Source organism: Lentzea sp. NPDC060358, assembly GCF_042725365.1.
Taxonomy (GTDB): domain Bacteria; phylum Actinomycetota; class Actinomycetes; order Mycobacteriales; family Pseudonocardiaceae; genus Lentzea.
This window is the reverse complement of sequence record NZ_JBHXCW010000046.1, coordinates 17,022-42,019: the sequence shown is the minus strand read 5'-3', so window position 1 is coordinate 42,019 and position 24,998 is coordinate 17,022. Positions and strand designations below refer to the sequence as shown.

Annotated in this window: 25 protein-coding genes; 16 read left to right on the top strand and 9 right to left on the bottom strand. The window is 70.5% G+C overall.

Annotated features, from left to right (window positions below):
• Positions 1-157 precede the first annotated feature (157 nt).
• From ACFWGZ_RS13295 to ACFWGZ_RS13275, 5 genes are read right to left on the bottom strand one after another with little or no spacing between them, the layout of a single operon-like run.
• Complete coding sequence (locus ACFWGZ_RS13295) at positions 158-595, bottom strand: nuclear transport factor 2 family protein (RefSeq protein WP_382451739.1); 438 nt, start codon at positions 593-595, stop codon at positions 158-160.
• On the bottom strand, positions 592-1,452 hold the full coding sequence (locus ACFWGZ_RS13290) for a TIGR03619 family F420-dependent LLM class oxidoreductase (RefSeq protein ID WP_382451738.1): 861 nt from the start codon (positions 1,450-1,452) through the stop codon (positions 592-594). The genes ACFWGZ_RS13295 and ACFWGZ_RS13290 overlap by 4 nt, the downstream gene beginning before the upstream one ends.
• On the bottom strand, positions 1,449-2,591 hold the full coding sequence (locus ACFWGZ_RS13285; protein ID WP_382451737.1) for a thiolase domain-containing protein: 1,143 nt from the start codon (positions 2,589-2,591) through the stop codon (positions 1,449-1,451). Before ACFWGZ_RS13285 ends, ACFWGZ_RS13290 begins: the two co-directional genes overlap by 4 nt.
• A complete protein-coding gene (locus ACFWGZ_RS13280; protein WP_382451736.1) occupies positions 2,592-3,647 on the bottom strand; it encodes a thiolase domain-containing protein in 1,056 nt (351 codons plus the stop codon). It abuts the gene before it with no gap.
• A gap of 7 nt (positions 3,648-3,654) precedes the next feature.
• A complete protein-coding gene (locus ACFWGZ_RS13275; RefSeq protein WP_382451735.1) occupies positions 3,655-4,599 on the bottom strand; it encodes a Zn-ribbon domain-containing OB-fold protein in 945 nt (314 codons plus the stop codon).
• 45 nt (positions 4,600-4,644) lie between these two features.
• Here ACFWGZ_RS13275 and ACFWGZ_RS13270 point away from each other — a divergent pair, with 45 nt between their 5' ends.
• Genes ACFWGZ_RS13270 through kstD form a run of 4 tightly spaced genes read left to right on the top strand, consistent with a single transcriptional unit; the run spans position 4,645 to position 9,358 of the window.
• Positions 4,645-5,673 carry an LLM class F420-dependent oxidoreductase gene (locus tag ACFWGZ_RS13270; protein WP_382451734.1) on the top strand — a complete coding sequence of 343 codons (1,029 nt, stop codon included), beginning with the start codon at positions 4,645-4,647 and terminating at the stop codon, positions 5,671-5,673.
• A gap of 25 nt (positions 5,674-5,698) precedes the next feature.
• Positions 5,699-7,213: an acyl-CoA synthetase gene (locus tag ACFWGZ_RS13265; RefSeq protein WP_382451733.1), complete on the top strand. Its 1,515-nt coding sequence runs from the start codon at positions 5,699-5,701 to the stop codon at positions 7,211-7,213.
• Complete coding sequence (locus ACFWGZ_RS13260) at positions 7,206-7,658, top strand: pyridoxamine 5'-phosphate oxidase family protein (protein ID WP_382451732.1); 453 nt, start codon at positions 7,206-7,208, stop codon at positions 7,656-7,658. The genes ACFWGZ_RS13265 and ACFWGZ_RS13260 overlap by 8 nt, the downstream gene beginning before the upstream one ends.
• Positions 7,655-9,358, top strand: coding sequence for a 3-oxosteroid 1-dehydrogenase (gene kstD / locus ACFWGZ_RS13255; protein ID WP_382451731.1), 1,704 nt, complete (start codon positions 7,655-7,657; stop codon positions 9,356-9,358). Before ACFWGZ_RS13260 ends, kstD begins: the two co-directional genes overlap by 4 nt.
• A 13-nt stretch (positions 9,359-9,371) precedes the next feature.
• Here kstD and ACFWGZ_RS13250 read toward each other — a convergent pair whose 3' ends face one another.
• On the bottom strand, positions 9,372-10,148 hold the full coding sequence (locus tag ACFWGZ_RS13250) for a hypothetical protein (RefSeq protein ID WP_382451730.1): 777 nt from the start codon (positions 10,146-10,148) through the stop codon (positions 9,372-9,374).
• Between the two features lie 132 nt (positions 10,149-10,280).
• Here ACFWGZ_RS13250 and ACFWGZ_RS13245 point away from each other — a divergent pair, with 132 nt between their 5' ends.
• On the top strand, positions 10,281-11,198 hold the full coding sequence (locus ACFWGZ_RS13245; RefSeq protein ID WP_382451729.1) for a PIG-L family deacetylase: 918 nt from the start codon (positions 10,281-10,283) through the stop codon (positions 11,196-11,198).
• An 11-nt stretch (positions 11,199-11,209) separates the two neighbouring features.
• On the opposite strand, the gene ACFWGZ_RS13240 is transcribed toward ACFWGZ_RS13245, so the two are convergent.
• Positions 11,210-12,001 (bottom strand): crotonase/enoyl-CoA hydratase family protein, encoded by a 792-nt coding sequence (locus ACFWGZ_RS13240; RefSeq protein WP_382451728.1) that lies wholly within the window; start codon positions 11,999-12,001, stop codon positions 11,210-11,212.
• A gap of 74 nt (positions 12,002-12,075) precedes the next feature.
• On the opposite strand from ACFWGZ_RS13240, the gene ACFWGZ_RS13235 reads away from it, so the two are divergent.
• Genes ACFWGZ_RS13235 through ACFWGZ_RS13215 form a run of 5 tightly spaced genes read left to right on the top strand, consistent with a single transcriptional unit; the run spans position 12,076 to position 16,721 of the window.
• Complete coding sequence (locus ACFWGZ_RS13235; RefSeq protein WP_382451727.1) at positions 12,076-13,662, top strand: acyl-CoA synthetase; 1,587 nt, start codon at positions 12,076-12,078, stop codon at positions 13,660-13,662.
• The gene (locus ACFWGZ_RS13230; RefSeq protein WP_382451726.1) at positions 13,643-14,731 is read left to right on the top strand and encodes an NAD(P)H-dependent flavin oxidoreductase; all 1,089 of its coding nucleotides are present in this window, start codon (positions 13,643-13,645) and stop codon (positions 14,729-14,731) included. The genes ACFWGZ_RS13235 and ACFWGZ_RS13230 overlap by 20 nt, the downstream gene beginning before the upstream one ends.
• A gap of 51 nt (positions 14,732-14,782) precedes the next feature.
• A complete protein-coding gene (locus tag ACFWGZ_RS13225; protein WP_382451725.1) occupies positions 14,783-15,022 on the top strand; it encodes a hypothetical protein in 240 nt (79 codons plus the stop codon).
• A complete protein-coding gene (locus ACFWGZ_RS13220; protein WP_382451724.1) occupies positions 15,004-15,750 on the top strand; it encodes a hypothetical protein in 747 nt (248 codons plus the stop codon). The genes ACFWGZ_RS13225 and ACFWGZ_RS13220 overlap by 19 nt, the downstream gene beginning before the upstream one ends.
• Positions 15,751-15,770: 20 nt before the next feature.
• Positions 15,771-16,721 (top strand): hypothetical protein, encoded by a 951-nt coding sequence (locus tag ACFWGZ_RS13215; RefSeq protein WP_382451723.1) that lies wholly within the window; start codon positions 15,771-15,773, stop codon positions 16,719-16,721.
• Here ACFWGZ_RS13215 and ACFWGZ_RS13210 read toward each other — a convergent pair whose 3' ends face one another.
• A complete protein-coding gene (locus tag ACFWGZ_RS13210; protein WP_382451722.1) occupies positions 16,722-17,636 on the bottom strand; it encodes an acyl-CoA dehydrogenase family protein in 915 nt (304 codons plus the stop codon).
• 13 nt (positions 17,637-17,649) lie between these two features.
• Positions 17,650-18,810, bottom strand: a complete 1,161-nt coding sequence (locus ACFWGZ_RS13205; RefSeq protein ID WP_382451721.1) for an acyl-CoA dehydrogenase family protein — start codon at positions 18,808-18,810, stop codon at positions 17,650-17,652.
• Positions 18,811-18,855: 45 nt separating this feature from the next.
• On the opposite strand from ACFWGZ_RS13205, the gene ACFWGZ_RS13200 reads away from it, so the two are divergent.
• The 6 genes from ACFWGZ_RS13200 (at position 18,856) to ACFWGZ_RS13175 (ending at position 24,923) form a co-directional block, all read left to right on the top strand.
• Positions 18,856-19,047: a ferredoxin gene (locus ACFWGZ_RS13200; RefSeq protein WP_382451720.1), complete on the top strand. Its 192-nt coding sequence runs from the start codon at positions 18,856-18,858 to the stop codon at positions 19,045-19,047.
• A 78-nt stretch (positions 19,048-19,125) separates the two neighbouring features.
• Entirely contained in the window at positions 19,126-20,211 is a 1,086-nt protein-coding gene (locus tag ACFWGZ_RS13195; protein ID WP_382451719.1) for a Zn-dependent alcohol dehydrogenase, read from the top strand.
• 18 nt (positions 20,212-20,229) lie between these two features.
• Complete coding sequence (locus ACFWGZ_RS13190; protein ID WP_382451718.1) at positions 20,230-21,078, top strand: SDR family NAD(P)-dependent oxidoreductase; 849 nt, start codon at positions 20,230-20,232, stop codon at positions 21,076-21,078.
• A gap of 23 nt (positions 21,079-21,101) precedes the next feature.
• The gene (locus ACFWGZ_RS13185) at positions 21,102-22,607 is read left to right on the top strand and encodes an aldehyde dehydrogenase family protein (RefSeq protein WP_382451717.1); all 1,506 of its coding nucleotides are present in this window, start codon (positions 21,102-21,104) and stop codon (positions 22,605-22,607) included.
• Positions 22,608-23,357: a glucose 1-dehydrogenase gene (locus tag ACFWGZ_RS13180; protein ID WP_382451716.1), complete on the top strand. Its 750-nt coding sequence runs from the start codon at positions 22,608-22,610 to the stop codon at positions 23,355-23,357.
• 81 nt (positions 23,358-23,438) lie between these two features.
• Positions 23,439-24,923: an alpha/beta hydrolase gene (locus ACFWGZ_RS13175; RefSeq protein ID WP_382451715.1), complete on the top strand. Its 1,485-nt coding sequence runs from the start codon at positions 23,439-23,441 to the stop codon at positions 24,921-24,923.
• The last annotated feature ends 75 nt before the right edge of the window (positions 24,924-24,998 follow it).

The following is a 24,998-nucleotide window of genomic DNA, read 5'->3' as shown; positions in this document are numbered from 1 at the left end:
TTTCCGGCCGACCACAGCGCCTCGCAAGGGCCCCGAAGTCAAGCCCCAATCGCGGATCGTCGCGGAGCGGCGATGGAACCCAGGTCTTTCGTCCGGGGGGGCACGCCCACGCTGGAACAGGCACGGACGCACGCCAAGGTGACCACCCCGAAACGAATCAAGCCCCGGTCAACGTCCCCAAAGCCCGCTCAGTCTCCCAAAAAGCCCGAACAGACCGGATCAGCCCATCCTCCCCAACCCGGTAAACAAACACCCCTTCGGTGGAAACCGAAGCCCCACCAGGCAAGAAAGCCCGAATAACCCCAACGTTGGCACACTCGGACCCAGCAGCGAACGAGTCGTGGATCTCGAACTCGAACCGCTCGACAGGCCCGATCGCCATGTCCCAGAACCCGGAAATCCCGGCCACCCCGTGATGCCCGGCCCCCGAAGCGTCGAACATGGACGGCCCGACGGGATCCTCGACCACGGCATCCGGGGCGAACAGGGCCAGCCACTCCTCCTTGGCCCCACGCACGACAGCGTCCATGGATCGCCAGGAAGCAACCCGTGCAGGCGTCTCCACCTCGGAGGCCTTCCAAGTCACGGCGGTCATGAGAACTCTCCCAACACCTCGTCGGCGAACCGCCGGAGCCCGTCCTTCTTGGCCTGCAACCCACCGTCGAACCCGACGCCGTGGAACAGCCACGGCACCACGATCACGTCGGTGACGCCGATCTCCTCCAGCTGCCGGTACCCGTCCACCCCGTACCGGTCGATGCACACGGCCTGGATCTCGAACGACCGCTCGAACGCCCCGAGGTCCTTCAGCTGCGCGATCACCGACTGGAGGTCCGCGAACTTGATCATCGCAGAGGTCCAGCCGTCACCGACGCGGGCGGCCCGCTTCAGCGCGGGCAGGGTGTGGCCGCCGACGTAGAACGGCACCGGCGAAGTGGGTGCCGGCGACATCTGCAGCCGGTCGAAGTCGAAGTAGTCGCCGTGGTACTCGACCATCCCGCCGCCGAGCACCAGCTTCAGCACGTCGATCATCTCGTCCACGCGCGGGCCGCGGTTCTTGAACGGCACGCCGCACCACTCGAACTCCTCCGGCGACCAGCCCAGGCCCACGCCGAGGCCGAAGCGGTTGCCGGTCAGGTGGGCCACCGAGCCGACCTGGCGGGCCAGCAGCAGCGGGTTGCGCGAGCCCAGCTTCAGGACCTGCGTGTAGAAGTGGATGCGCGACGTGACGGCGCCCATCGCCGCCGCGGCGACGAACGGGTCCACCCACGGCGTCTCGGGGTTCCACATCCGGGAGCCGTCCGGCGTGTACGGGTAGTCTGCGGACACCTTCTCCGAGAAGAACAGGGAGTCCGGCAGCGCGATCGACGAGTACCCGCACTCCTCGGCGCAGCGGGCCAGCTCCGTCAGCTGGTCGAGCGGGCTCATCGCGATGCCGACGGTGAACTTCATGGCTTCTCCGATCCGACGACCCACATGGCGAAGAACTGCGACCCACCGCCGTACGCGTGGCCCAGCGCGACCCGCGCGCCGTCGACCTGGTGCTCGCCCGCGGTGCCCATGACCTGCATGGCGGCCTCGGCGAAGCGCAGCAGGCCGGAGGCGCCGATCGGGTTCGACGACAGCACGCCGCCGGACGGGTTCACCGGCAGCCGGCCGCCGATCTCGGTCTCGCCCGCCTCGGTGAGCTTCCAGCCCTGGCCGACGTCGGTGAAACCGAGGTTTTCGAGCCACATCGGCTCGAACCACGAGAACGGCACGTAGATCTCGGCGGCGTCCACTTCGGACAGCGGGTCGGTGATGCCCGCCTGCTTCCACAACGCCCGCGCGCAGTCCTGCCCGGCCTGCGGGTTGACCTGGTCGCGGCCGGCGAACGTGGTGGGCTCGGTGCGCATCGCGGTCGCACGGATCCAGGCGGCACGCGAGGACGTCGGCTCGGCCGAGATCACCACCGCGCAGGCGCCGTCCGACGACGGGCACGTCTCGTCGTACCGGATCGGGTCCCACAGCATCTTCGACGCCCGCACCGACTCGACGGTGACGTCGGCCTGTTTCAGGTGCGCGTAGGGGTTCAGGGCGCCGTTGCGGCGGTCCTTGGCGGCGACCATCGCGCCGATGTGCTCGGGAGCGCCCGCGCGGCGGATGTAGGCGCGGACGTGCGGCGCGAAGTAGCCGCCGGCGCCCGCGTGCACGGGCATCGTGAACGGCGTCGGCACCGAGAGCGCCCACATCGCGTTCGACTCCGACTGCTTCTCGAACGCCACGGCCAGCACGCGGTCGTGCACTCCGGACTGGACCAGGGACGCGGCCACGTTTCCGGTGCTGCCGCCGACCGAACCGGCGGTGTGCACGCGCAGCAGCGGTTTCCCGACGGCGCCCAGCGCGTCCGCCAGGAACAGCTCGGGCATCATCACGCCCTCGAACAGGTCCGGTGCCTTGCCGAGCACCACGGCGTCGATGTCCGGCCAGTCGACGCCCGCGTCGGCCATCGCGCGGTCGATCGCCTCGCGGCACAGGCCCGCCATCGACACGTCGAGGCGCTTCGCGGCGTGGTGCGTCTGGCCGGTGCCGACCACAGCTGCCGGTCGCATCTACTCCCGCCCTTCCATCACGCAGACGAGGTTCTGCTGGAGCAGCGGGCCGCTCGTGGCGTGACCCAGCACGCGCGACGCCGCGCCGTCGTGGACCCGGCGGGCCGCCTCGCCGATGCGGGCGAGTCCGGCCGAGAACATCGGGTTGCCCGCCAGCACGCCGCCGGACGGGTTCACCGCGACGTCGTCGCCGAGCCCGAGCGCCTGGCGCAGCAGGATCTCCTGGTGGCTGAACGGCGCGTGCAGCTCGGCCACCTCGACACCGTCCACCCCGGCCGCCTTGCCCGCGGCCACGGTCGACGGGGACGTCGTCAGGTCGCGGGTGCCGAACGACGGCGAGTCGACCCGGTGCTCGAACCCGGTGATCCACGCGGGACGCGCGCACAGCTCCCGTGCGCGGTCACCCGCAGCCAGCACGATCGTGGCCGCGCCGTCGGTGATCGGAGCGCAGTCGTGGCGGCGCAACGGGTCCGCGACGTAGTCGCTGGCCAGCAGGGAGTCGACGTCGTAGGTGCCCGAGAGCTGAGCCAGCGGGTTCGACAGCGCGTTGGACCGGCTCCGCACGGCCACGGACGCCATCGCGCGCTCGTCCCACAGCCCGGCCTCGATGCCCATCCGCGCCTGGATGCCCGCCAGCCCGATGGTGTCCGGCCACAGCGGCGTCACGACGTACGGGTCGAGCTGCATCGCCATGACCCGCCGCAGCTGACCCGCGGACGACTTGCCGAAGCCGTACACCAGGGCGGTGTCGACCTCGCCGCACTGCAGCTTCACCCAGGCCTCGTAGAGCGCCCACGCGGCGTCCATCTCCACGTGCGACTCGGCGATCGGCGGGAAGGCACCGATCGCGTCCACCGCCGAGACGAACGAGAACGCGCGCCCCGCCAGGTAGTCCGACGAGCCCGAGCACCAGAACCCGATGTCGGACCTGGTGAGCCCGAGACCGCCGAGCACCTCGTGGAAGATCGGCACCAGCATCTCGACACCGTTGGTGGTGCCGTCGGTCTCGCGCACGCAGGGCGTCTGCGCGAACCCGACTACCGCAACCTCACGCATGCGAGCCTCACAGGTGCCGGGAGTAGGAGTCGAACGCCGCGTCCGGCTCGCCGGAGGGCTTGAAGTGGTCGATGTTCTGCATCGTCGGGCCCCACTCCTCGCGGGGCTTCCACACCGCCTCGACGCGCATGCCCATTCGCACGTCCTCGGGTGCGACGCCGAGCAGCAGGTGCAGGAACGGGATGTCCGCGCCGTCGAGCAGCACGTAGGCCGAGACGTACGGCGGCGGGATGCGCTGGCCGAGGAACGGCACGTTGACCACGCAGAACGTCGTGACGGTGCCGCGGTCGGACAGCTCGACCTGGTCCGTCGTCGGCACGCCGTCGGTGGGGCACGCGGGGCGCGGCGGGAAGTAGACCTTCTCGCAGGCGGGGCAGCGCTGGGCGATCAGCCGGCCCTCCATCAGGCCGCGCAGGAACGGGTCCTCCGTCGGCGACGCGGAGTGCGTGTAGTGGAGGTTGACCGGCGTGATCACCATCGAGACGTCCTCCGCCTCGACCGGTGGGTCGGCGGGGGAGTCGGAGAGCTCGAAGCACTCGATGTCGGTGATCGCGCCAACCCGTTCGGCACGCCACCGCACCCGGACACGTGCGCCTGTCGAGATCGCATCGGGCGAACCGGCGTCCACGGCGTGCAGCAGCGACGTGTCCGCGCCGTCGAGCTGGATCAGCGCCCACGCGAACGGACGGTCGAGCGGCTGGCCTTCGAGCGGTTCGGGGATCCAGGACCAGCCGCGCACGACACCGGTCGACGCCACGTCGACGAACTCGGACAGCTGCTGCGCCGTCACGGGGTCGTACTCGAGCGGCGGCACGTGCACACGGCCGTCCGATCCGCGGATCCCGGTCACCCTGCGGCGGCGCAGATCCGAGAGGAACCGGCCGATCGTCGGGCCGGTGGAGCGCGTGTAGTCGAAGCCGACGTCCAGTGGAGCACTCAGCGGCTTGGTCACAGATCAAAGTGAAACAGGTTCTCGAAATGGTGGCAAGATGAGCCCATGAAGCTCGGTCTGCAGCTCGGCTACTGGGGCGCCGGTCCGCCCTCGAACGCCGCCGAACTCGTGGCGGCGGCGGAAGGTTTCGGCTTCGACGCGGTGTTCGCGGCCGAGGCGTGGGGCTCGGACGCCTTCACCCCGCTGGCGTGGTGGGGATCCGAGACCGAACGGGTGCGGCTCGGCACGTCCGTCGTGCAGATGTCCGCCCGCACACCGGCCGCGTGCGCCATGCACGCGCTGACGCTCGACCACCTGTCCGGCGGCCGGTTCGTGCTGGGGCTGGGCGTGTCCGGGCCGCAGGTCGTGGAGGGCTGGTACGGGCGGCCGTTCGCCAAACCCCTGGCCAGGACCAGGGAGTACGTCTCGGTCCTGCGGCAGGTGCTGGCCCGCGAGGCGCCGGTCGTCAACGAGGGACCGCACTACCCGTTGCCGTACCGGGGTCCCGGCGCGCTCGGGCTGGGCAAACCGCTCAAGCCGATCACCCACCCGTTGCGCGCTGACCTGCCCATCTGGCTCGGCGCGGAGGGTCCGAAGAACGTCGCGCTGACGTCGGAGATCGCCGACGGGTGGCTCGCGATCTACTACGCGCCGCGCCTGGCCGGCATGTACGACGAGTGGCTCGGGGAGGGGTTCGCCCGCGGCGGCCGGAGCAGGGAGAACTTCGAGATCGCGGCCACCTGCCAGGTGGTGGTGACGGACGACCCGGTGTCGGTCAGGGCGATGCTGAAGCCGTTCGTCGCGCTCTACATCGGCGGGATGGGCGCACCGGGGATGAACTTCCACGCCGAGGTGTTCACGCGCATGGGGTACGGCGAGGCGGTGAAGGACATCGGCGCGCTGTTCCAGGCGGGTCGCAAGGACGAGGCCGCGCGGGTGGTCCCGGACGAGCTGGTGGCCGAGATCAGCATCGTCGGCACGGCCGAGCACGTCCGCGAGGAGATCGGCCGCTGGGAGTCGGCGGGCGTCACGATGCTGCTCGTCGGGTGTCGCGACGTTGCCTCGATCAAGGCCGTCTCGGAGGCTTGTCAGTAGGTGAAACGCGTTCTACTTTGGGGGTGTGGTCACTGGACTCTGGAACATCGCCGCGGACCAGCCCGACACCGTCGCGCTGGTCGGCCCGGACGGTCACGAGATCACCTACCGGGAGCTGGCCGAGGCCGCGAACCGGTACGGGCGCGGGTTCCAGGCGATGGGTCTGGAACCCGGCGACAGCATCGTGCTGATGCTGCCGAACAGCGCCGAGCTGGTGCAGGTGTACTTCGCCGCCTACCAGACCGGTCTCTACGTGGTGATGGCCAACTGGCACCTGACCGGTGCCGAGGTCGCGTACCTCGTGCAGGACAGCGGCGCCAAGGCGTTCGTGGCGCACGAGCGGTTCGCGCAGGCGGCCGTGGAGGCGTCGGCGAGCCTGCCGCGGGGCGCACGGTTCGCGGTCGGCGAGATCGCCGGGTTCGCGCCGCTGGCGAAGCTCGGCGAGGGCGAGGAGGGCAGGCCCGACGTCCGCACGACCGGGTCGCCGATGCTCTACACCTCCGGCACCACGGGGCGGCCCAAGGGTGTGCGCAGGCCGCTGACCGGCGCGGACCCCGACGCCGTGCCGGGGTCCGCGCCCTGGTTCTTCGGCATCTTCGGGATCAAGCCGCACGACGGGCACGTGCACCTGTGCGGGTCGCCGCTCTACCACACCGCGGTGCTCAACTTCGTGACCATCTCCATCCAGCTCGGGCACGCCGCCGTGCTGATGGACCACTGGTCGCCGGAGGAGATGCTGCGGCTCATCGAGCGGTACGAGGTGACCCACAGCCACATGGTGCCGACGCAGTTCCACCGCCTGCTCGCGCTGCCCGACGAGGTGAAGTCCAGGTACGACACGGGTTCCCTGCGCGCGATGATCCACGGCGCCGCTCCGTGCCCGCTGGAGGTCAAGCGCCGCATGCTCGACTGGTGGGGGCCGGTCGTCATCGAGTACTACGCGGCCACCGAGGGCGGTGGCACCGCGATCTCCGCGCAGGAGTGGCTGCGCAAGCCCGGGTCCGTCGGCCTGCCGTGGCCGACGTCGGAGATCAAGATCCTCGACGAGGACGGCACCGAGCTGCCCGCCGGCGAGCAGGGGCTCGTCTACATGCGGATGGGCGACTCGACCTTCGAGTACCACAAGGACGAGGAGAAGACCCGCGCCGCACGCGTGGGCAAGCTGTTCACGTTGCAGGACATCGGGTACCTCGACGAGGACGGCTACCTGTTCCTCTGCGACCGCAAGAACGACATGATCATCTCCGGTGGGGTGAACATCTACCCGGCCGAGATCGAGGGCGAGCTCGTCTGCCACCCCAAGGTCGCCGACGTCGCCGTCTTCGGCGTCCCGCACGCGGACTGGGGCGAGGAGATCAAGGCCGTCGTGCAGCCGACCGACGGTGTCGAGGGCGATGCCGCGCTGACCGAGGAGATCCTCGAGTTCGCGCGGACGAGGCTCGCGAAGTTCAAGCTGCCGCGCACGATCGAGTACGTGGACGAACTGCCGCGCGACCCCAACGGCAAGCTCTACAAGCGAAAGCTCAAAGACCGTGCGTGACCTGATCAAGATGTCGCCGGCCGAGACCGGGGCGTTCCTGCGCGAGCAGAGGACGCTGGTCGTGGCGACGATCGGGCGCACCGGCCTGCCGCACCTCGCGCCGATGTGGTTCGCGTTCCTCGGCGGAGACATCGTGTTCTGCACCGACCGCAAGTCGCAGAAGATCGTGAACCTGCGCCGCGACCCGCGCTGCAGCGTGCTGGCGGAGGCGGGGGAGACCTACGACCAGCTGCGCGGCGTGCACATGGAGGGCGTCACCGAGTTCACCGACCTCGGCCCGGTCGTGGACGCCGTGGTGGCGCGCAACTTCGGCGAGGTGGGCGAGGACGAGACCGCCCGCGAGGCGTTGCGCAAAGCCATGTCCAGGCGCGTCGCCGTGCTCTTCCGTCCGACCAGGACGGCCAGCTGGGACCACCGCAAGACGATGCCGGGAGCGACCCCATGACCCTCAACCGCCGTCAGGTGCTCGCCGGAGCCGGCCTCGCGCTGGCTTCGGGACTGGCCAGACCCGCAGCGGCGGAGGCCGCCGACGAGTTCGACGTCGTGGTGGTCGGCTCGGGCGCGGCCGGCATGACCGCCGCCCTCACCGCCGCGAAACGCGGCCTGAGCTGCGTGGTGCTCGAGAAGGCGCCCACGTTCGGCGGCTCGGCGGCCCGGTCCGGTGCCGGCATCTGGATCCCCAACAACGAGGTCATCCTCGCCGCGGGCGTTCCGGACACCCCGGCCAAGGCCGCGCAGTACCTGGCCGCCGTCGTCGGCGACATCCCGATCGCGCGCCAGCAGGCCTACCTGGCGCACGGGCCGCAGATGATCTCGTTCGTGATGCGCAACAGCCCGCTGCGCTTCCGGCACATGGACGGCTACAGCGACTACTACCCGGAGCTGCCCGGCGGCATCGCGCGGGGCCGGTCGATCGAGCCCGACGTGCTCGACGGCCGCGTCCTCGGCGACGAGCTGGCGCACCTCAACGCGCCCTACCTGGCCGTGCCGGCGGGCATGGTCATCTTCGGCGCGGACTACAAGTGGCTCAACCTGGCCTTGGTCAACGCGAAGGGCGCCGCCACCGCGGCCGCCGCACTGGCGCGGGGGACGGCGGCGGCACTGGCCGGGCAGAAGCCCCTGACGATGGGCCAGGCCCTGGCCGGCGGACTGCGCGCGGGCCTGATGCAGGCCGGGGTGCCGGTGCGGCTGAACACCGGGCTCGAGGACCTGGTCGTGGAGAACGGCGCCGTCAGGGGAGTGCTGACGTCCCGCGGCGTCGTGCGCGCCCGGCGCGGCGTGATCATGGGCTCCGGCGGCTTCGAGCACAACGCGGCGATGCGCGCGCAGTACCAACGCCAGCCCATCGGTACTCAGTGGACGGTCGGCGCGAAGGAGAACACCGGCGACGGCCACCGCGCGGGCCAGCGCGCCGGGGCGGCGTTCGACCTCATGGACGACGCCTGGTGGGGTCCGGTGATCCCGACGCCGGGCTCGCCGTACTTCTGCCTCGCCGAACGCACGCTGCCCGGCGGCCTGATCGTCAACGCGGCGGGCAGGCGGTTCGTCAACGAGGCCGCGCCCTACAGCGACGTCGTGCACGTCATGTACGACAAGAACCCGGCCGACCCGTGCATCCCGTCGTGGCTGATCGTCGACCAGAACTACCGCAACCGGTACCTGTTCGCCGACGTCGCGCCGGCCCTGCCGCTGCCCGACGGCTGGTACCAGTCCGGCGCCGTGGTGAAGAACTGGTCGCTCGACGGCCTGGCCTCGGCCATCGGCGTGCCGGGCGCCGCGCTGAAGGCGACCGTCAGCCGGTTCAACGGCCAGGCGCTGGCCGGCCGGGACACCGACCACCGGCGCGGCGACTCCGCCTACGACCACTACTACACCGACCCGGCGGTCGTCCCGAACTCGTGCCTCGCCCCGCTGTGGCTGGCGCCGTTCTACGCGTTCAAGATCATGCCCGGCGACCTGGGCACCAAGGGCGGCCTGGTGACCGACGCGCGGGCGCGGGTGCTGCGCCCGGACGGGTCGGTGATCCCCGGCCTGTACGCGGCGGGCAACGTGAGCTCGGCCGTGATGGGCCGCAGCTACGCCGGGGCGGGCTCGACGATCGGACCGGCGATGACGTTCGGGTACATCGCGGGCAACGACGTCTAGCGCGGTCACCGCACTAGTCCAGCTCCCAGACGGTGACGTGACCCTCGATCGTCTGCGGGTCGACCACCGCGACCTCGATCCGGAAGACGCGGCCGTGCGGCGTCATCCCGCACACGCGGCTGCCCGCGACCAGGTTCTCCGCGTCCTGCGTGGAGTTCGCGGAGAGGTGGGCCAGGCACTCCGCCTGCCCGGGGAGACCGTCGGCGAACCACTCGGCGAGCCGGTAGCCGGGGTCGCCGTGCAGCCGGCCGGGCGTCAGCGGCCACACGTTCGTGCCCGCGTTGTCGCGCGGCTGGCGGGGGTCGAGGTGGTAGCTGCCGAACCGCAGTGACCCGCTGTAGCGCACGCCCACGACCGGCGGGGCGGCGGCGGGCGAGAGCGAGGCCTCGGTGGTGGTGGTCACCGGCGGCGGTGGAGGAGTCGTGGTGCCGGCCGGCCGCGCGACCGAACCCTGTTGCGTCGTGGGGCGAACCGTCACGCGCGCCGGTGCGGGCGCGGTCGTGGTGTGCGGAGGTGGCGGCGTCGTCGGGACCGCCGGGTCCGGTGCGGGGCCGGAGGTGGGCGTGGCGGGCAGCTGCAGCACCTGGTCGTCCGACGAGACGAGGTCGACGACGGAGGCCGAACCGCCCAGCACGGCCGCCACCGCGGGCACGCTCAGCCATCGCAACGCCTTGCGCTGCCATCGTCTTCCGGGGGTGCCGACGTTGATCTCTATCGACCCGGCCTGGAACGCCGTGCCGCTGACGTCGCCGCCGAGGTCGTTCTCGGTCGACTGATCGGAGTGCTTCACGACTGGCCCCTTACTCCAGCTCCCGGAGTGTGATAGCTGGCTGATCGGCCAGTCAATCTCTGTTGTTACGGGGACAAACGAATTCGTCCGTGAAGTACCCTGGGACGCAGCGCATTCGAACCTGGGGGAGAGATGCACCGAACACTGCTGTCCTTGCTGGCCTCATCGGTCCTGGTCGCCACGACGCTGACACCCGCACAGGCGGCCGCGCCCGTCAGGACGACCATGTCGTTCGTCGCGCACCAGGACGACGACCTGCTGTTCATGAACCCCGACATCGCCTCGGACGTCGAGGCGGGCTACAACGTCTGGGTCGTCTACCTCACCGCGGGCGAGGTCCACACCAGGGACCCGCTGAGCTATGCGAACCAGCGCATCGAGGGAGAGCGGGCCGCCTACGCCAAGACCGCCCGAGTGGCCAACAACTGGACGTACGAGGAGTTGTGGGTGGACGGCCACCCGCTGGCCACGAACCGTCTCAACGGCACCAACGTGCGCCTGGTGTTCACCTACGTCCACGGCGCGTCCGGCGGGTGCGCCGATCCCGGCGGTGATCCCCAGGGCGACCTGTACCGGATGTTGCACGACGGCACGGGCAACACCTACGTCGCCCGTCCGATCGACGGGCGTCCTTCGTACACCAGGCAGTCCTTCACCTCGATGCTGCGCACGCTCATCGGGTACGCGAACCCGGAGTACATCCGGTCCGGCAGCAGCGTCGGCCACCGCGACAGCCCCGGCACCGACCACGTCGACCACACCTCCGCCGCCAACCTCGTCGCCGAGGCCGATCTCGACGGCGCGGCCCGCACGTGGATCCGCCGCGACGAGTACACCGGCTACAACAGCGCCAGCTTCCCGGAGAACGTCTTCGGGTACTGGAACGTCCGCAAGGTCGAGATCTGGGACGAGTACTGGCCGCACGACCCCGAGGTCAGCCGGGACTCGCACAGGTACGCCTTCACCCGCCAGATCCGGCCGGAGGGCAGGATCTTCTGGCCCGGCACGCCGTGGGTGCCGCCCGGTGACTTCTTCGTGCCGGGCTGCTAGCGACCGGGCTGCTAGCGACCTTTGAACTCCGGCGTGCGCTTCTCGGCGAAGGCGCGAGGGCCCTCCTTCGCGTCTTCGCTGCCGAAGACCTCCATGCCCAGTCGCGCGTCCACTGTGAACGCGTCGTTCTCGTGCATGCCCTCGGTCTCCCGCATGGTCTGCAAGATCTTCCGCACGGCGACGGGGCCGTTGGCCGTGATCAGCGCCGCCAGTTCGAGAGCCTTGTCGAGCGCTTGGCCGTCCGGCACGACGTGGCCGATGAGGCCGATCTCCTTGGCCTCGGCGGCGCGGATGTGCCGTCCGGTCAGCAGGAGGTCCGCCGCCACGGTGTAGGGGATCTGCCGGGGGAGCCGGACCGCGGAGCCGCCCAGCGGGTACAGGCCCCAGCGGGCCTCCGAGACGCCGAAGCGCGCGCTCTCGCCGGCGACGCGGATGTCCGTCGCCTGAAGGATTTCCGTGCCGCCGGCCACCGCGGGTCCTTCGACCGCCGCGATGAGCGGTTTCGTCAACCGACGACCTTTCAGCAGCGGCTCGATGACGGAGAAGTCGAACTTGCCGGCGTTGTCGCTCGGGTGGTTCCGGGTCATGGCCTTGAGGTCGGCGCCCGCGCAGAACGCGCCGCCCGCGCCGGTCAGGACGCACACGCGCACGTCCGGGTCGGAGTCGACGCGGTCCCACGCCTCGCGCATGACCGCGAGCATCGGGCCCGACAGCGCGTTGCGGACCTCCGGCCGGTTCATCGTGACGACCAGGACGTTGCCGACCATCTCCACCAACGCGTGAGGTTCCGTCGTGGTCTTCATTCGCGCGCCTCCTGGATCGAGTCTGACCGCACGGGGGATTGTCGAGAACAGTAACACGTTCTACTTTGCGTACCATGGCCCTCAACGTCGCAGACCTCGTTGAACACGCCGCCGACACCGTGCCCGACCGGACCGCGCTCATCTGCGGCCCCCGGCGGACCACCTATGCCGAACTCGAGTCACGTGCCAACAAACTGGCTCACCACCTGGCAAAGCACGGCGTGTCACCGGGAACGCACGTCGGGCTCTACGCGCGCAACTCCATCGAGCTGGTCGAGGCCATGCTCGCGGTCTACAAGCTGCGCGCCGTGGCCATCAACGTGAACTACCGCTACACCAAGAACGAGTTGCAGTACTTGTTCGGGGAAGCGGACCTGAAGGCGATCGTGCACGAACGGCGGTACGCGCCGCTCGTCGCGGAGGTCGGCGTGCCCGGCCACGCCGTCGTGATCGACGACGATACCGGGGAACCGTTCGAGGGCACCGACTACGAGACCGCGCTCGCGGAGGAGTCCGGCGAGCGCGACTTCGAGCCGCGCAGCCCCGACGACCTCTACATCCTCTTCACCGGCGGCACGACCGGCATGCCCAAGGGCGTGATGTGGCGGCACGAGGACGTGTGGCGCACGCTCGGCGGCGGCATCGACTTCATCACCGGCGAACGCCTCACCGACGAGTGGCACCAGGCCAGGTCCGGCAAGGACTACGGCATGGTGCGGCTCTGCCTGCCGCCGCTGATCCACGGCGCCGCGCAGTGGGCCGTGCTGGGGGCGTTGTTCAGCTGCAGCACCGTCGTCCTGGTGCCGAAGTTCGACCCCGCGGAGGTCTGGCGGGTGATCGAACGGGAGAAGGTCCAGGTCGCGGCGATCACCGGCGACGCGATGGGCCGGCCGCTGGTCGAGGAGTTCGAACGCGGCGAGTACGACGCGTCCTCGCTCTACATCCTCAACAGCAGCGCCGCGCTCTTCTCGTTCCCGGTCAAGAGGAAGTTCCAGGAGCTCCTCCCGCACACGACGCTGCTGGAGTCGATCGGGTCGAGCGAGACCGGGTCCACCGGCATCGGCGCGGTGCCCAAGGAGATCGCGAAGACCGACGGCACCAAGGTGAAGCTCAACGACGACACCATCGTCATCGACGACGACGGCACCAAGCTCGACCCGGTGCCCGGTGTCGTCGGCAAGCTGGCGCGCGGCGGGCACATCCCGCTCGGCTACTACAAGGACCCGGAGAAGACCGCGCGGATGTTCGTCGAGGTCGACGGCAAGCGGTTCACCGTGCCCGGCGACTACGCGAGGTTCGAGGAGGACGGCGACATCACGTTGCTCGGCCGCGGCAGCGCGTGCGTCAACACCGGCGGCGAGAAGGTGTTCCCCGAAGAGGTCGAGTCGGCGCTCAAGTCGCACCCGGACGTCTTCGACGCGCTCGTCATCGGCGTGCCGGACGAGCTGCTCGGCCAGCGGGTCGGCGCGCTCGTGCACCCGCGCGACGGCGCCACGCCGACACTGTCCGAACTGGACGCCCACGTCCGCGAGACCCTCGCGGGCTACAAGGTCCCGCGGTCGCTGTGGCTCGTCGACGAGATCGGCCGCACCCCCAGCGGCAAACCCGACTACCAGTGGGCGCAGCGCCACGTGGAGGACCATGCGCACCAGCCTGTGTGACGAGCTCGGCATCGAGCACCCGGTCTTCGGCTTCACGCCGTCCGAGCACGTGGCGGCGGCGATCAGCAGAGCCGGCGGTCTCGGCGTGCTCGGGTGCGTGCGGTTCAACGACGCGGAGGACCTCGACCGCGCGCTGACGTGGATGGACGACAACTGCGACGGCAAGCCCTACGGCGTCGACATCGTCATGCCCGCCACCATCCCGAAGGAGGGCTCGCAGGTCGACCTCTCCTCGCTGATCCCGCAGTCGCACAAGGAGTTCGTGCAGCAGACGCTGCTGAAGCTCGGCGTGCCACCGCTGCCGGACGGCGAGGGCGGCGAGGGCGTGCTCGGGTGGCTGCACTCGGTCGCGCGGTCCCATGTGGACGTCGCGCTGGAACACCCGATCCGGCTCATCGCCAACGCGCTCGGCTCACCGCCGGCCGACGTGATCGAGCGCGCGCACGCGGCCGGCGTGCCCGTCGCGGCGCTGGCGGGCAAGGGCGAGCACGCCCGGAGGCACGTGGCCAACGGCGTGGACATCGTGGTGGCACAGGGGTACGAGGCCGGTGGCCACACGGGCGAGGTCGCGACGATGGTGCTCGTGCCGGAGATCGTCGACGCCGTCGACGTGCCGGTGCTCGCGGCGGGCGGGATCGGCTCGGGCCGGCAGGCCGCGGCGGCGATGGCCCTGGGCGCCTCCGGGGTGTGGATGGGCTCGTACTGGCTCACCACCGCCGAGTACGCGCTCGGCAACGCGAGCACCCAGCAGGCGCTGCTCGCGGCCGGGTCCAGCGACACCGTCCGCACGCGCATCTACACCGGCAAGCCCGCGCGGCTGCTGAAGACCCGGTGGACGGAGGCCTGGACGTCGCCCGACGCCCCGCAACCGCTGCCGATGCCGCTGCAGAACCTGCTCGTCAGCGAGGCGCACCTGCGGATCTCCCGGTCCGACGACCCGTCCGTGGTGTCGATGCCGGTCGGCCAGGTGGTCGGGCGGATGAACGAGGTGCGTCCGGTGGCCGACGTGATGGCCGACCTCGTCGCGGAGTACCGCAGCACGGTGAAAAGGTTGACCGAGTTGGACTGACAGGACGTATCGTGTTGCCGACTTGGGGACGATCTCTTGGGGGCAACACAGATGCGAAGACGTGTCTTCGGCGTGCTCATCGGCGGGCTGGTGCTCGCCACGACGGCCGCCGGGCCGCAGTCGGCCGCGGCCGAGCCGTGCCGGTGGATCGCGCACGACCTGCCGCTGCCGGCGAACTCGGAGTGGGCGAGGACCAGCGGCAGCAGTGAGGACAACCGGTTCATCGTCGGCGAGGCCGAGGTCGGCAGCGACGTGGGGCAGAGCGGCCTGCTGTGGACAACGGGGTGCTGACCCGGCTGCCCTCCGCCGGCTCGTCCTCGATCGGCGTCCGCCCGGAGGACGTGAACGACGAGGGCGTCGTCGTCGGCCGCCAGGTGTTCTACGGCCAGCAGCGCTCGCTCGCTTTCCGCTGGCAGGGCGGTTCCTTCGAGCTCCTGCCGACGCCCGCCGGGCACAGCTCGCGCGCCGAGGGCGTCAACAACCTCGGTGACGTCGTCGGCGAGGTGTGGCACGAGGACGACCCGGAGACCCGGGACGTCGTGGTCTGGCCCCGCAGCGGGACGATGACGCGCGTTCCGTCCTACATCGCGGTCGGGATCAGCGACACCGGCAGGTATGCGCACCTGAGCCGGACTTCGGGGTTCGTGAACGACCTCGCGACCGGGCAGCAGGTGGAACTGCCCGGCGCCCGGCGGCCGATGGTCCTCGACAACGACCGGCTGTTCTACGCCACCGCGGCCGGTCTGGAGGAGCGCGCCCTGACCGGTGACCTGGTCGCCACCTGGGACAGCGGCACGTGGTCGTGGGGCAGGACGTCCAGCGGTCACGTGGTGTTCGGCGCCATCAACCGCGTCGCCACGCTCTGGCAGTGGGGCATCCACTACTCCGTCGACTCGGCGAAGCAGCCCGTGGTCTCCGAGAACTACTACGGTGACGTCACCGACGGGGGTGCGTTGATCGGTGTCTACCACGACGCGCGGGGCGGCTCGCACCCCGCGCGCTGGTTCTGGTGCGGCTGATGCGACGAGGTGGAGGACTGATGAAGTCGGGTGTGCTTCTCGGAGTGGTGCTGCTGATGTCGGGGGTCGCGGCGCCTCAGGCCGCGGCGGACCCGTGCCGGTGGATCGCGCACGACCTGCCGCTGCCGGACGGGGCGAGGTACGCCAAGACGACCGGCAGCAGCGAGAACAACCGCTACATCGTCGGGGAAACCGAGATCGGCGACCAGATCGCCCGGCACGGCCTGCTGTGGGACAACGGCTCCCTGGTCCGGATGGCGTCGCCCGGCCCTTCGGGGATCTCGGTCCGGCCGAAGGACGTGAACGACAGCGGCGTCGTCGTGGGCGCCCAGCACTTCTTGAGCGATGGCCGGTCCGTCGCCTTCCGCTACCGCGACGGCGCCTACGAGGCGCTCTACACGCCGACTGGCCACAGCACCGAGGCGAAGGCCGTCAACGAACGCGGTGACGTGATCGGCGAACTGTGGCGCCACGGCCTGCCGAGCGAACGCCAGATCATCGTCTGGCCGGTCGACGGTCCCGTGTCGTACCTCGTCGGCCAGACGGCCGTCGGGATCAGCGACGACTTCCGGTCCGTGCAACTGACCCGGAGCACGGCGATGGTCGTCGACCTGGCAAGGCCGCGGGTGACCCAGCTGCCCGGCGGGCGTGAACCGATGGTCTTCGACGACGACCGGGTCCTGTACCCGGGCGGAACCGGGCTCGTGGAGTACGACCTCGACGGCCGGCACGTCGCCACCTGGGAAGGGGGCACGAAGCCGTTCGGCAGGACGTCCAGCGGCAGCGTGGTGTTCGGCTCCGTCGACGGCATCCCGTCGTTGTGGCAGTGGGGGATCCGGTACGCGGTGGACTCCGCCAGCCTGCCGGACCCGTCCCACTACGGCGACATCAGCGACGAGGGCGCGTTGATCGGCACGTACCAGGACGCCGGCGGGAGCTCGCACCCCGCGCGCTGGTTCTGGTGCGGCTGATCAAAGCATCGCACCGAGCTTCAGCAGCTGGGCGGTCGCCCCGCCCAGCTCGAACTCGTTGCGCTTGGCGGCTGTGAAGTAGCGGTGCACGTCGTGGCTCATGTCGATGCCCGTACCGCCGTGCACGTGCACGGCGGTGTGGGCGACGCGGTGCCCGGCGTCGGCGGCCCAGAACTTCGCCGTCGCCACCTCGGCGTCGGCCGGAAGTCCCTCGGCGAGGCGCCAGGCGGCCTGCCACAGCGTCAGGCGGATCGCCGCGACGTCGACGTAGGCGTCGGCGAGCCGCTGGGCCACGGCCTGGAAGCTGCCGATCGGCCGGTCGAACTGCACACGTGTGCGGGCGTGCCCGGCGGTCAGCTCCAGCGCGCGTTCGGTCACGCCGAGCTGCACCGCGCACAACCCCAGCGTGTAGCGGGTGATCAGCCACTCCGGGGTCAGGCCGGGGACGACCTCGCCGGAGACCGGGAACTCGAACGAGCCCGCGTCGGTGCCGTCGACGAGTTCCTGGGGGACGATCTCGAGGTCCGCGGCGTCGGCCAGGAACACCTGGCCGTCGTGCGCCACCAGGAACGCGGCCGCCGTCGTGGCGAACGGCACGGTGGTCTTCACCCCGCCGGACTCCGACAGCGCCACGGACAGCACGGTTCCCGGCGTCAGCAGGCGGGCGCGCTGGTCGGCCGTGCCGAACTCGGCCAGCGCCGACGACGCCACCACCACCGGCAGGTACGGCACGGAGGCGACCGCACGGCCCAGTTCGACCAGGACCGCGCACTGCTCCAGCACGCCGAACTCGCCCGGCTGCTCCGGCACCACACCGGACTTGACCAGGTCGGCCCACGGCGCGTCCGACGAGTCGAGGATCTTGCGGGTGAGCGCGGCGAGCTCGCGTTGCGCCTCGGTGAGCGTGAAGTCCATGGCGTCTCCCGACCTATCGAGGCACGGCGGGCAGTCCCAGGCCTGCCCGCGCGATGATGTCGCGCTGGATCTCGTTGGTGCCGCCGCCGAACGTGAGGATCAGCGACGAGCGGTGCATGCGTTCCACCCGGCCGTGCAGCAGTGCGCCGGGAGAGCCGGCGCGCACGATCCCGTTGGCGCCCAGCACCTCCATCAGCAGGCGGTAGCCCTCGGTGGCGAACTCGGTGCCGAACACCTTGGTGGCGGAGGCCTCGGCCGGGGAGGGCGCCTCGCCGGCGCCGGAGGCGATGCGCCAGTTGATCAGCTTCAGGAACTCGGTCTTGGCGTGCACGCGGGCGAGGTGCAGGCGCACCCACTCGTGGTCGAGGGCACCGGTCTCGCCGGCCCACTGGCGGACCTCGCGCAACGCGGTCTGCAACGGCGCGGCCGAGCAGAGCGCGACGCGTTCGTGGTTGAGCTGGTTGGTGATGAGCTTCCAGCCCTGGTGCTCCGCGCCGATGAGGTTGGCCGCCGGCACCCGCACGTCGTCGTAGAAGGTGGCGCTGGTGGTCGGGCCGGACATCGTCGGCACCGGGGTCCAGGAGAAGCCGGGGCCGGACGTGGGGACGATGATGATGCTCAGCCCGCGGTGCCGCCGCGACTCCTGGTCGGTGCGGCAGGCCAGCCAGACGTAGTCGGCGTACTGGACGAGGCTGGTCCACATCTTCTGGCCGTTGATCACGTAGTCGTCGCCCTCGCGCACGGCCCGCGTGCGCAGGGCGGCGAGGTCGGTGCCCGCCTCGGGCTCGGAGTAGCCGATGGCGAAGTGGATCTCGCCGGAGGCGATCCTCGGCAGGTAGAACGCCTTCTGCTCGGGCGTCCCGTAGGTCATGATCGTCGGCCCGATCGAGTTCAGCGTCAGGAACGGCACGGGCGCGCCCGCGGCGGAGGCCTCGTCGAGGAAGATCAGCTGTTCGAGCATCGGCCGGTCGCGCCCGCCGTACTCCTGCGGCCAGCCGATCGTGAGCCAGCCGTCGAGACCCATCTGCCGGACGGTCTCCTTGTAGGTCCCGGCGTCGCCGTAGTCGCCGCCCCCGGCGAGCGCGGCCCGGCGTTCGGGCGTCATGAGCGCGGCGAAGTACGCCCGCAGCTCCTGGCGCAACTGCTCCTGTTCGGGCGTGAAACCGATGCGCATGCCCGCTACTCTAGAACAAGTTCTACTTCATGTCAGGAGGCCGGGATGAAGGTCGGCGTCGACCCCGCGCTGTGCGAGGCGCACGGTGAGTGCACGGCAGTGCTGCCTGCGGTGTTTGACCTTGACGACGACGAGGTTCTGCAGATCCGGGACGGTGAGCTGGCTCCGTCCGAGGAGGCCGCGGCCGAACGCGCCGTCGCGTCGTGCCCGATGGGCGCGCTGCGGCTCTCACGCTGATGGGCCTTGTCATGAACAGGAACAGATTCTAGTGTGCGACGGGTACCTCGGCCGTGAGCTCAGCGAGGAGTGATACCGGTGAAGGCTGCCGTGCTGAACCAGGTGGGCGACGACAAGCTCGAGCTCCGCGACGACGTGACGACCACCGCTCCGGGGCCCCAGGAAGTCCGCATCAAGATCAAGGCCTGCGGGGTGTGCCACAGCGATCTGTCCGCGATGGACGGAACGCTGCCCGCGCTCGCCCCCGGCGTGATCGGCCACGAGGGCGCGGGTGAGGTCGTCGAGATCGGCAGCGCCGTGACGCAGCTCGCGGTCGGCGACCACGTGGCGATCACGTTCGTGCCGCCGTGCGGGAAGTGCGCGCAATGCGTGACGGGACAGGCACATCTGTGCCTCGTACACACATTGTCGGCGTTCACGTCACCGCGTTTCGTCGTGGGCGGAAACCCCGCCTTCGGCTACGCCGGACTCGGTGCGTTCGCCGAGGAGATGGTCGTGCCGGCCGACGCCGCGGTGAAGATCGACGACGATGTGCCGTGGGACGTCGCCGCGCTGCTGTCGTGCGGCATCCTGACCGGTGTCGGCGCCGTGCTCAACACCGCGAAGGTCGAACCGGGCTCCAGCGTCGCGGTGATCGGCTGCGGCGGCGTCGGCGTCGCGGTGATCCAGGGCGCGCGGCTCGCCGCGGCGGCGCGGATCGTCGCGGTCGACCCGGTGACCGAGAAGCACGAGGTGGCGCAACGGTTCGGCGCCACCCACGCGACCGTGCCGGACGGTGTCGCCGACCTGAACAACGCGCTGAACCTCGGCATGGGCTTCGACTACGTGTTCGACGTCGTCGGCCTGCCCGCCACGATCCGCCAGGCGTGGGACCTCACCCGCCGCGGCGGCCACACGGTCGTCGTGGGCGCCGGACGGGCCGACGCGATGGTCTCCTTCAGCGCCCAGGAGCTGTTCCTGCACGACAAGACCCTGCACGGGTCGTTCTACGGGACGGCGAACTTCCGCCGCGACGTGCCGCGGATGATCGCGCTGTGGCGGCAGGGCCGGCTCGACCTCGAGGGCATGATCAGCAAGCGGATCAGGCTCGAGGAGGTCAACGAGGGCCTGCAGGCGTTGCGCGGCGGGGGTTCCCTGATCCGCCAGGTCATCCTGTTCGACTGACATCGTGGGGAGTCTCCTGTGGACCTTGCGGGGAAGGTCGCCGTCGTCACCGGCGCGGGAGCCGGGCTCGGCCGCGCCGAGGCGCTCGAACTGGCCCGTGCCGGGGCGAGCCTGATCCTCAACGACCTGCCGGGCGCGGCCGGTGCCGCCGCGGCCGCGGCCGAGGAGCTGGGCGCGAAGTGCGTCGTGGTCGAGGGCGACGTGGGGGAGCGGAGCACCGCGGACGCCCTCGTCGCCGCGGCCGTCGAGCAGTTCGGCGGCCTGCACGTCGTGGTGAACAACGCCGGCGTGCTGCGCGACCGGATGCTGTTCAACATGACCGACGAGGAGTGGGACCTCGTCGTCAAGGTGCACCTGCGCGGGCACTTCCTGCTGTCGCGCAACGCGGTCGCGTTCTGGAAGCAGCAGTCGAAGGCAGCGGGCGAACCGGTGTACGCCCGGCTCGTCAACACCTCCTCGGAGGCCTTCCTGCTCGGCTCCGAGGGACAGGCCAACTACGCGGCGGCCAAGGCGGGCATCACGGCGCTCACGCTCGCCGCGGCGCGGGGCACCAGCCGCTACGGCGTGCGTGCCAACGTGATCTGCCCGCGCGCGCGCACGCAGATGACCGCGCACGTCTTCGGTGACGCGCCGGAGGGCGACGACGCGCTGGCGCCCGAGCACGTCGCGAAGTTCGTGGCACACCTGGCGGGACCGTCCGGCGAGAAGATCAACGGGCAGGTCTTCGTCGTGCACGGCGGCATGGTGGCGCTGATGGCACCGCCGGCCGTCGAGCAGAAGTTCGACGCGTTCGCGGATCTCGACGGCCACTTCGCCGATCGCGACCCGCGCAGGACGTTCGCCTGTACGGACACGATGAGCCTCTGATTCGGGGCGTTCTAGGAGGAGCTGTGACGCTCACCGTCCAACCGCACCGCGAGACGCTGGGCCTGAAGGACGGCCGGCTCCTCATCGGAGGCGAGTTCCGCGAGACCGACGAGACCTGGACGCACCACCACCCCGCCACCGGCGAGGAGATCGGCAGCTTCGCCGTCGCGTCCGAAAAGGACGTCGACGCCGCGGTGCGCGCCGCCCGCAAGGCGTTCGACGAGGGCACCTGGCCGCGCGCGAGGGCGGGCGAGCGCATCAAGGTGCTGCGCCGGTACGGCGACCTGCTGCGCGAGCACGCCGACGAGCTGAAGGGCTTGCAGGCGCTGGACAACGGCGTGCCGCTGTCGTTCGGGCAGATCTACGCCACGTCGGTGAACATCGCCGCGGACATCTTCGACCACCACGCCGGTTGGATCGACAAGGTCGGCGGCCAGACGCTGCCGCCGTACCAGGGCGGCGACCACCTCGCGATGACGTTCCGCGAACCGGTCGGCGTCGTCGCGGCGATCCTGCCGTGGAACGCGCCGTTCGTGCTCTTCGCCCAGAAGATCGCCCCCGCGCTCGCCGCCGGCTGCACGGTCGTGCTCAAGCCGTCGGAGTACGCGAGCTTCTGCGTGATCCGGATGGTCGAGCTGCTGATCGAGGCCGGCCTGCCCGAGGGTGTCGTCAACCTCGTCACCGGCCCCGGCAACCCCACCGGCGAGGCGCTGATCACGCACCCGCTCGTCGACAAGATCAGCTTCACCGGCAGCCGCGGTGTCGGCCGCCGCATCGTCGAGGCCTCCGCCGGGACGATGAAGCGCGTCTCCCTGGAACTGGGCGGGAAGTCGCCCGCGATCGTGTTCGCCGACGCCCCGAACGTCGGCCTGGCCGCGATGACGTGCATGGGCATGGTCACGATGGGCCTGTCCGGGCAGGCCTGCGTCGCGCACACGCGGGCGCTGGTCGCGCGGGAGGTGCAGGACGAGTTCGTCGCCACCGCCCAGATGCTCGCGGGCGCGGTCACCTTCGGCGACCCGTTCGACCCCGGTGTGCTCGCCAGCCCGTTGATCAACTCCAAGCAGCTGGAGCGTGTGCTCGGCTACGTCGAACGCGGCCAGGAGGACGGTGCCCGCCTCGTCACCGGCGGCACCCGCCTCGAAGGAGACCTCGCGTCCGGCAACTTCGTCGCGCCGACGATCTTCGCCGACGCCACCAACGACATGACGATCGCCCGCGACGAGATCTTCGGCCCGGTGCTCACCGTCGTGCCGTTCGACAGCGAGGAAGAGGCCGTCCGGCTGGGCAACGACACCGAGTACGGGCTGGGCGCGGGCGTCTACACCAACGACGTGCGCCGCGCGTTCCGCGTCTCGAAGTCGTTGCGGGTCGGCATGGTCGGCATCAACGGCTTCCAGCTCGAACCGCACATACCGTTCGGCGGCTACAAGCAGTCGGGCCTGGGCCGTGAGGGCGGGCAGAGCGCCTACGAGGCCTACACCGAGCTCAAGACCGTGATGATGCCGCTGACCGACGAGATGATGTAGATGCGGCTCGACGGGAAGGTCGCCCTGATCACCGGGGCGGCACGGGGCCAGGGCGCGGCCGCGGCACGCCGGTTCGCCGCCGAGGGCGCGCGGGTGATGATCACCGACGTCCTCGACGAGCAGGGCAAGGAGCTCGCGGCCGAGCTGGGCGCGGAGTTCTTCCACCTCGACGTGTCGTCGGAAGACGGGTGGGCCGACGCGGTCGCGCACACCGTGGAGACGTTGGGCGACATCACGGTTCTCGTGAACAACGCGGGCGTCCTGCACTTCTCCGCGCTGGCCGAGACGACGCTCGCCGACTACCAGCGCGTGATCGGCATCAACCAGGTCGGCTGCTTCCTAGGCATGCGCGCGGTCGTGCCGTCGATGAAGCAGGCCGGCGGCGGCTCGATCGTCAACGTGTCGTCCGTGGAGGGCCTGGGTGGCATGCCCTACCTCGTCGCGTACACGGCATCGAAGTTCGCGATCCGCGGCATGACCAAGGTCGCCGCGATGGAACTGGGCCAGCACGGCATCCGGGTCAACTCCGTCCACCCCGGAGCGATCGACACCCCGATGGTGAGCGAGGCGCTGGGCCGGCCGATCGACGTGTCGCCAATCGGCAAGAAGCTCGCCCTGCGGCGGATCGGGCAGCCCGACGACGTCGCGAACGTGGTGCTGTTCCTCGCGAGCGACGACAGCGCGTACTGCACCGGCGGCGAGTTCGTGGTGGACGGGGGAGCGACCGCGACACATGCCCTGAGCGGTTGATTCGGGCGCGAATGGAAGCCAACCCCGCCGCCTCCCCGGACGTCTCGGTGATCGAGAGGTTCAGGACATCTGGGGAGCCGAATGAAATCTCTGATGATCACGGCTGCGCTGGTGATCGGTCTCGCGCCGGCCGCCGGCGCCGCCGAGGAGGCGCAGACGCCCGTCCTGTCCTGGCAGGACTGCCAGGACGGGTTCCAGTGCTCGACCGCGAAGGTCCCGCTCGACCACGACCGGCCGGGCGGCACGAAGATCGACCTCGCGCTGATCAGGCTGCCCGCGACCGACCCGGCGAAGCGGATCGGGTCGCTGTTCGTCAACTTCGGCGGCCCCGGTGCCTCCGGCGTCGACCGGTTGCGGGCGCGCGGCAGGTGGGAGTGGCTGTTCTCGTCCGAGCTGCGGTCGCGGTTCGACCTGGTGTCGTGGGACCAGCGCGGCGTCGGCCGGTCGGCGACCGTGCGCTGCTTCGACAGCGTGGAGGAGCAGCAGGCCTTCCTGAACTCGATCCCGGTCTACCCGGACACCGCGGCGCAGGAGCCCGCGTTCTACGACGGCTACCGCGACTTCGTGAGCCGGTGCGAGGCGAAGTCCGGCGACCTGCTGGACCACGTCTCGTCCGCGAACACGGCCCGGGACCTGGACCTGCTTCGCAAGGCCGTGGGCGACAAGAAGCTGACGTACCACGGCATCTCGTACGGCACGCACCTCGGCGCGATCTACGCGAACCTGTTCCCGGACAAGGTCCGCGCGCTCGCGTTCGACGGCTCGCTCGACTTCGTCGGCAACGCGACCGGGCACGGTGACCAGGGCACGACCGTGCCGCTGGACACCCGCCAGGACGTGCCGCGCGGCGTGGCCGAGACGTTCGGCCAGTTCTTGGAGCTCTGCGCGGCGCCGGGCGCGAACTGCGCGTTCGCCGGGGGCGACCTCAGGCAGAAGTGGGCTGACCTCGTGGCCCGCGTGACGGCCTCCCCGGTCACCACGCCGGACGGCCGGTTCGACCGGGTCACGCTGATCAGCACCGTCTGGGACGCGCTCGCGCAGCCCGAGACGTGGCAGGACACCGCCCGGATCCTGCAGGGGGTCTGGGAGGCGCCGGCCTCGCCGACGACCGCGGCCGCCGACTACACCTCGAACCGGTTCGAGGCGTTCAACGCGGTCCAGTGCTCGGACAGCGACTTCCCGCGCGACACCGCCGCGTACACGCGGTACGGGGCGAGCGAGGACCAGCGCGTGCCGTACTGGGGGCGGGCCGTCGTGTTCGACATGATGGCCTGCGCGTTCTGGCAGGGCCGTGACGACGACCGCTACACGGGCCCGTGGAACCGCCGGACGTCGGCGCCGATCTTGTTCATCAACAGCAGGTACGACCCGGCCACACCGCTGCACGGTGCGCAGGACGGTGCCGCGGAGCTGGCCCGCACCGGGTTCCTGACGGTCGAGGGCTACGGGCACACGTCGATGTACGTGCGCAGCGCGTGCGCGGAGAAGGTGAAGCGGGAGTACCTCTTCACCGGTGTGCTGCCCGCGCAGAAGACGTGCGGCATCGACAGGTCGCCGTTCGCCTGATTCATCGGCAGGGGAGGGGCCTCACCCGGTTCGGCGGGTGGGGCCCCTCGTGTCTTGTGCCGGGGTCTACAGTTA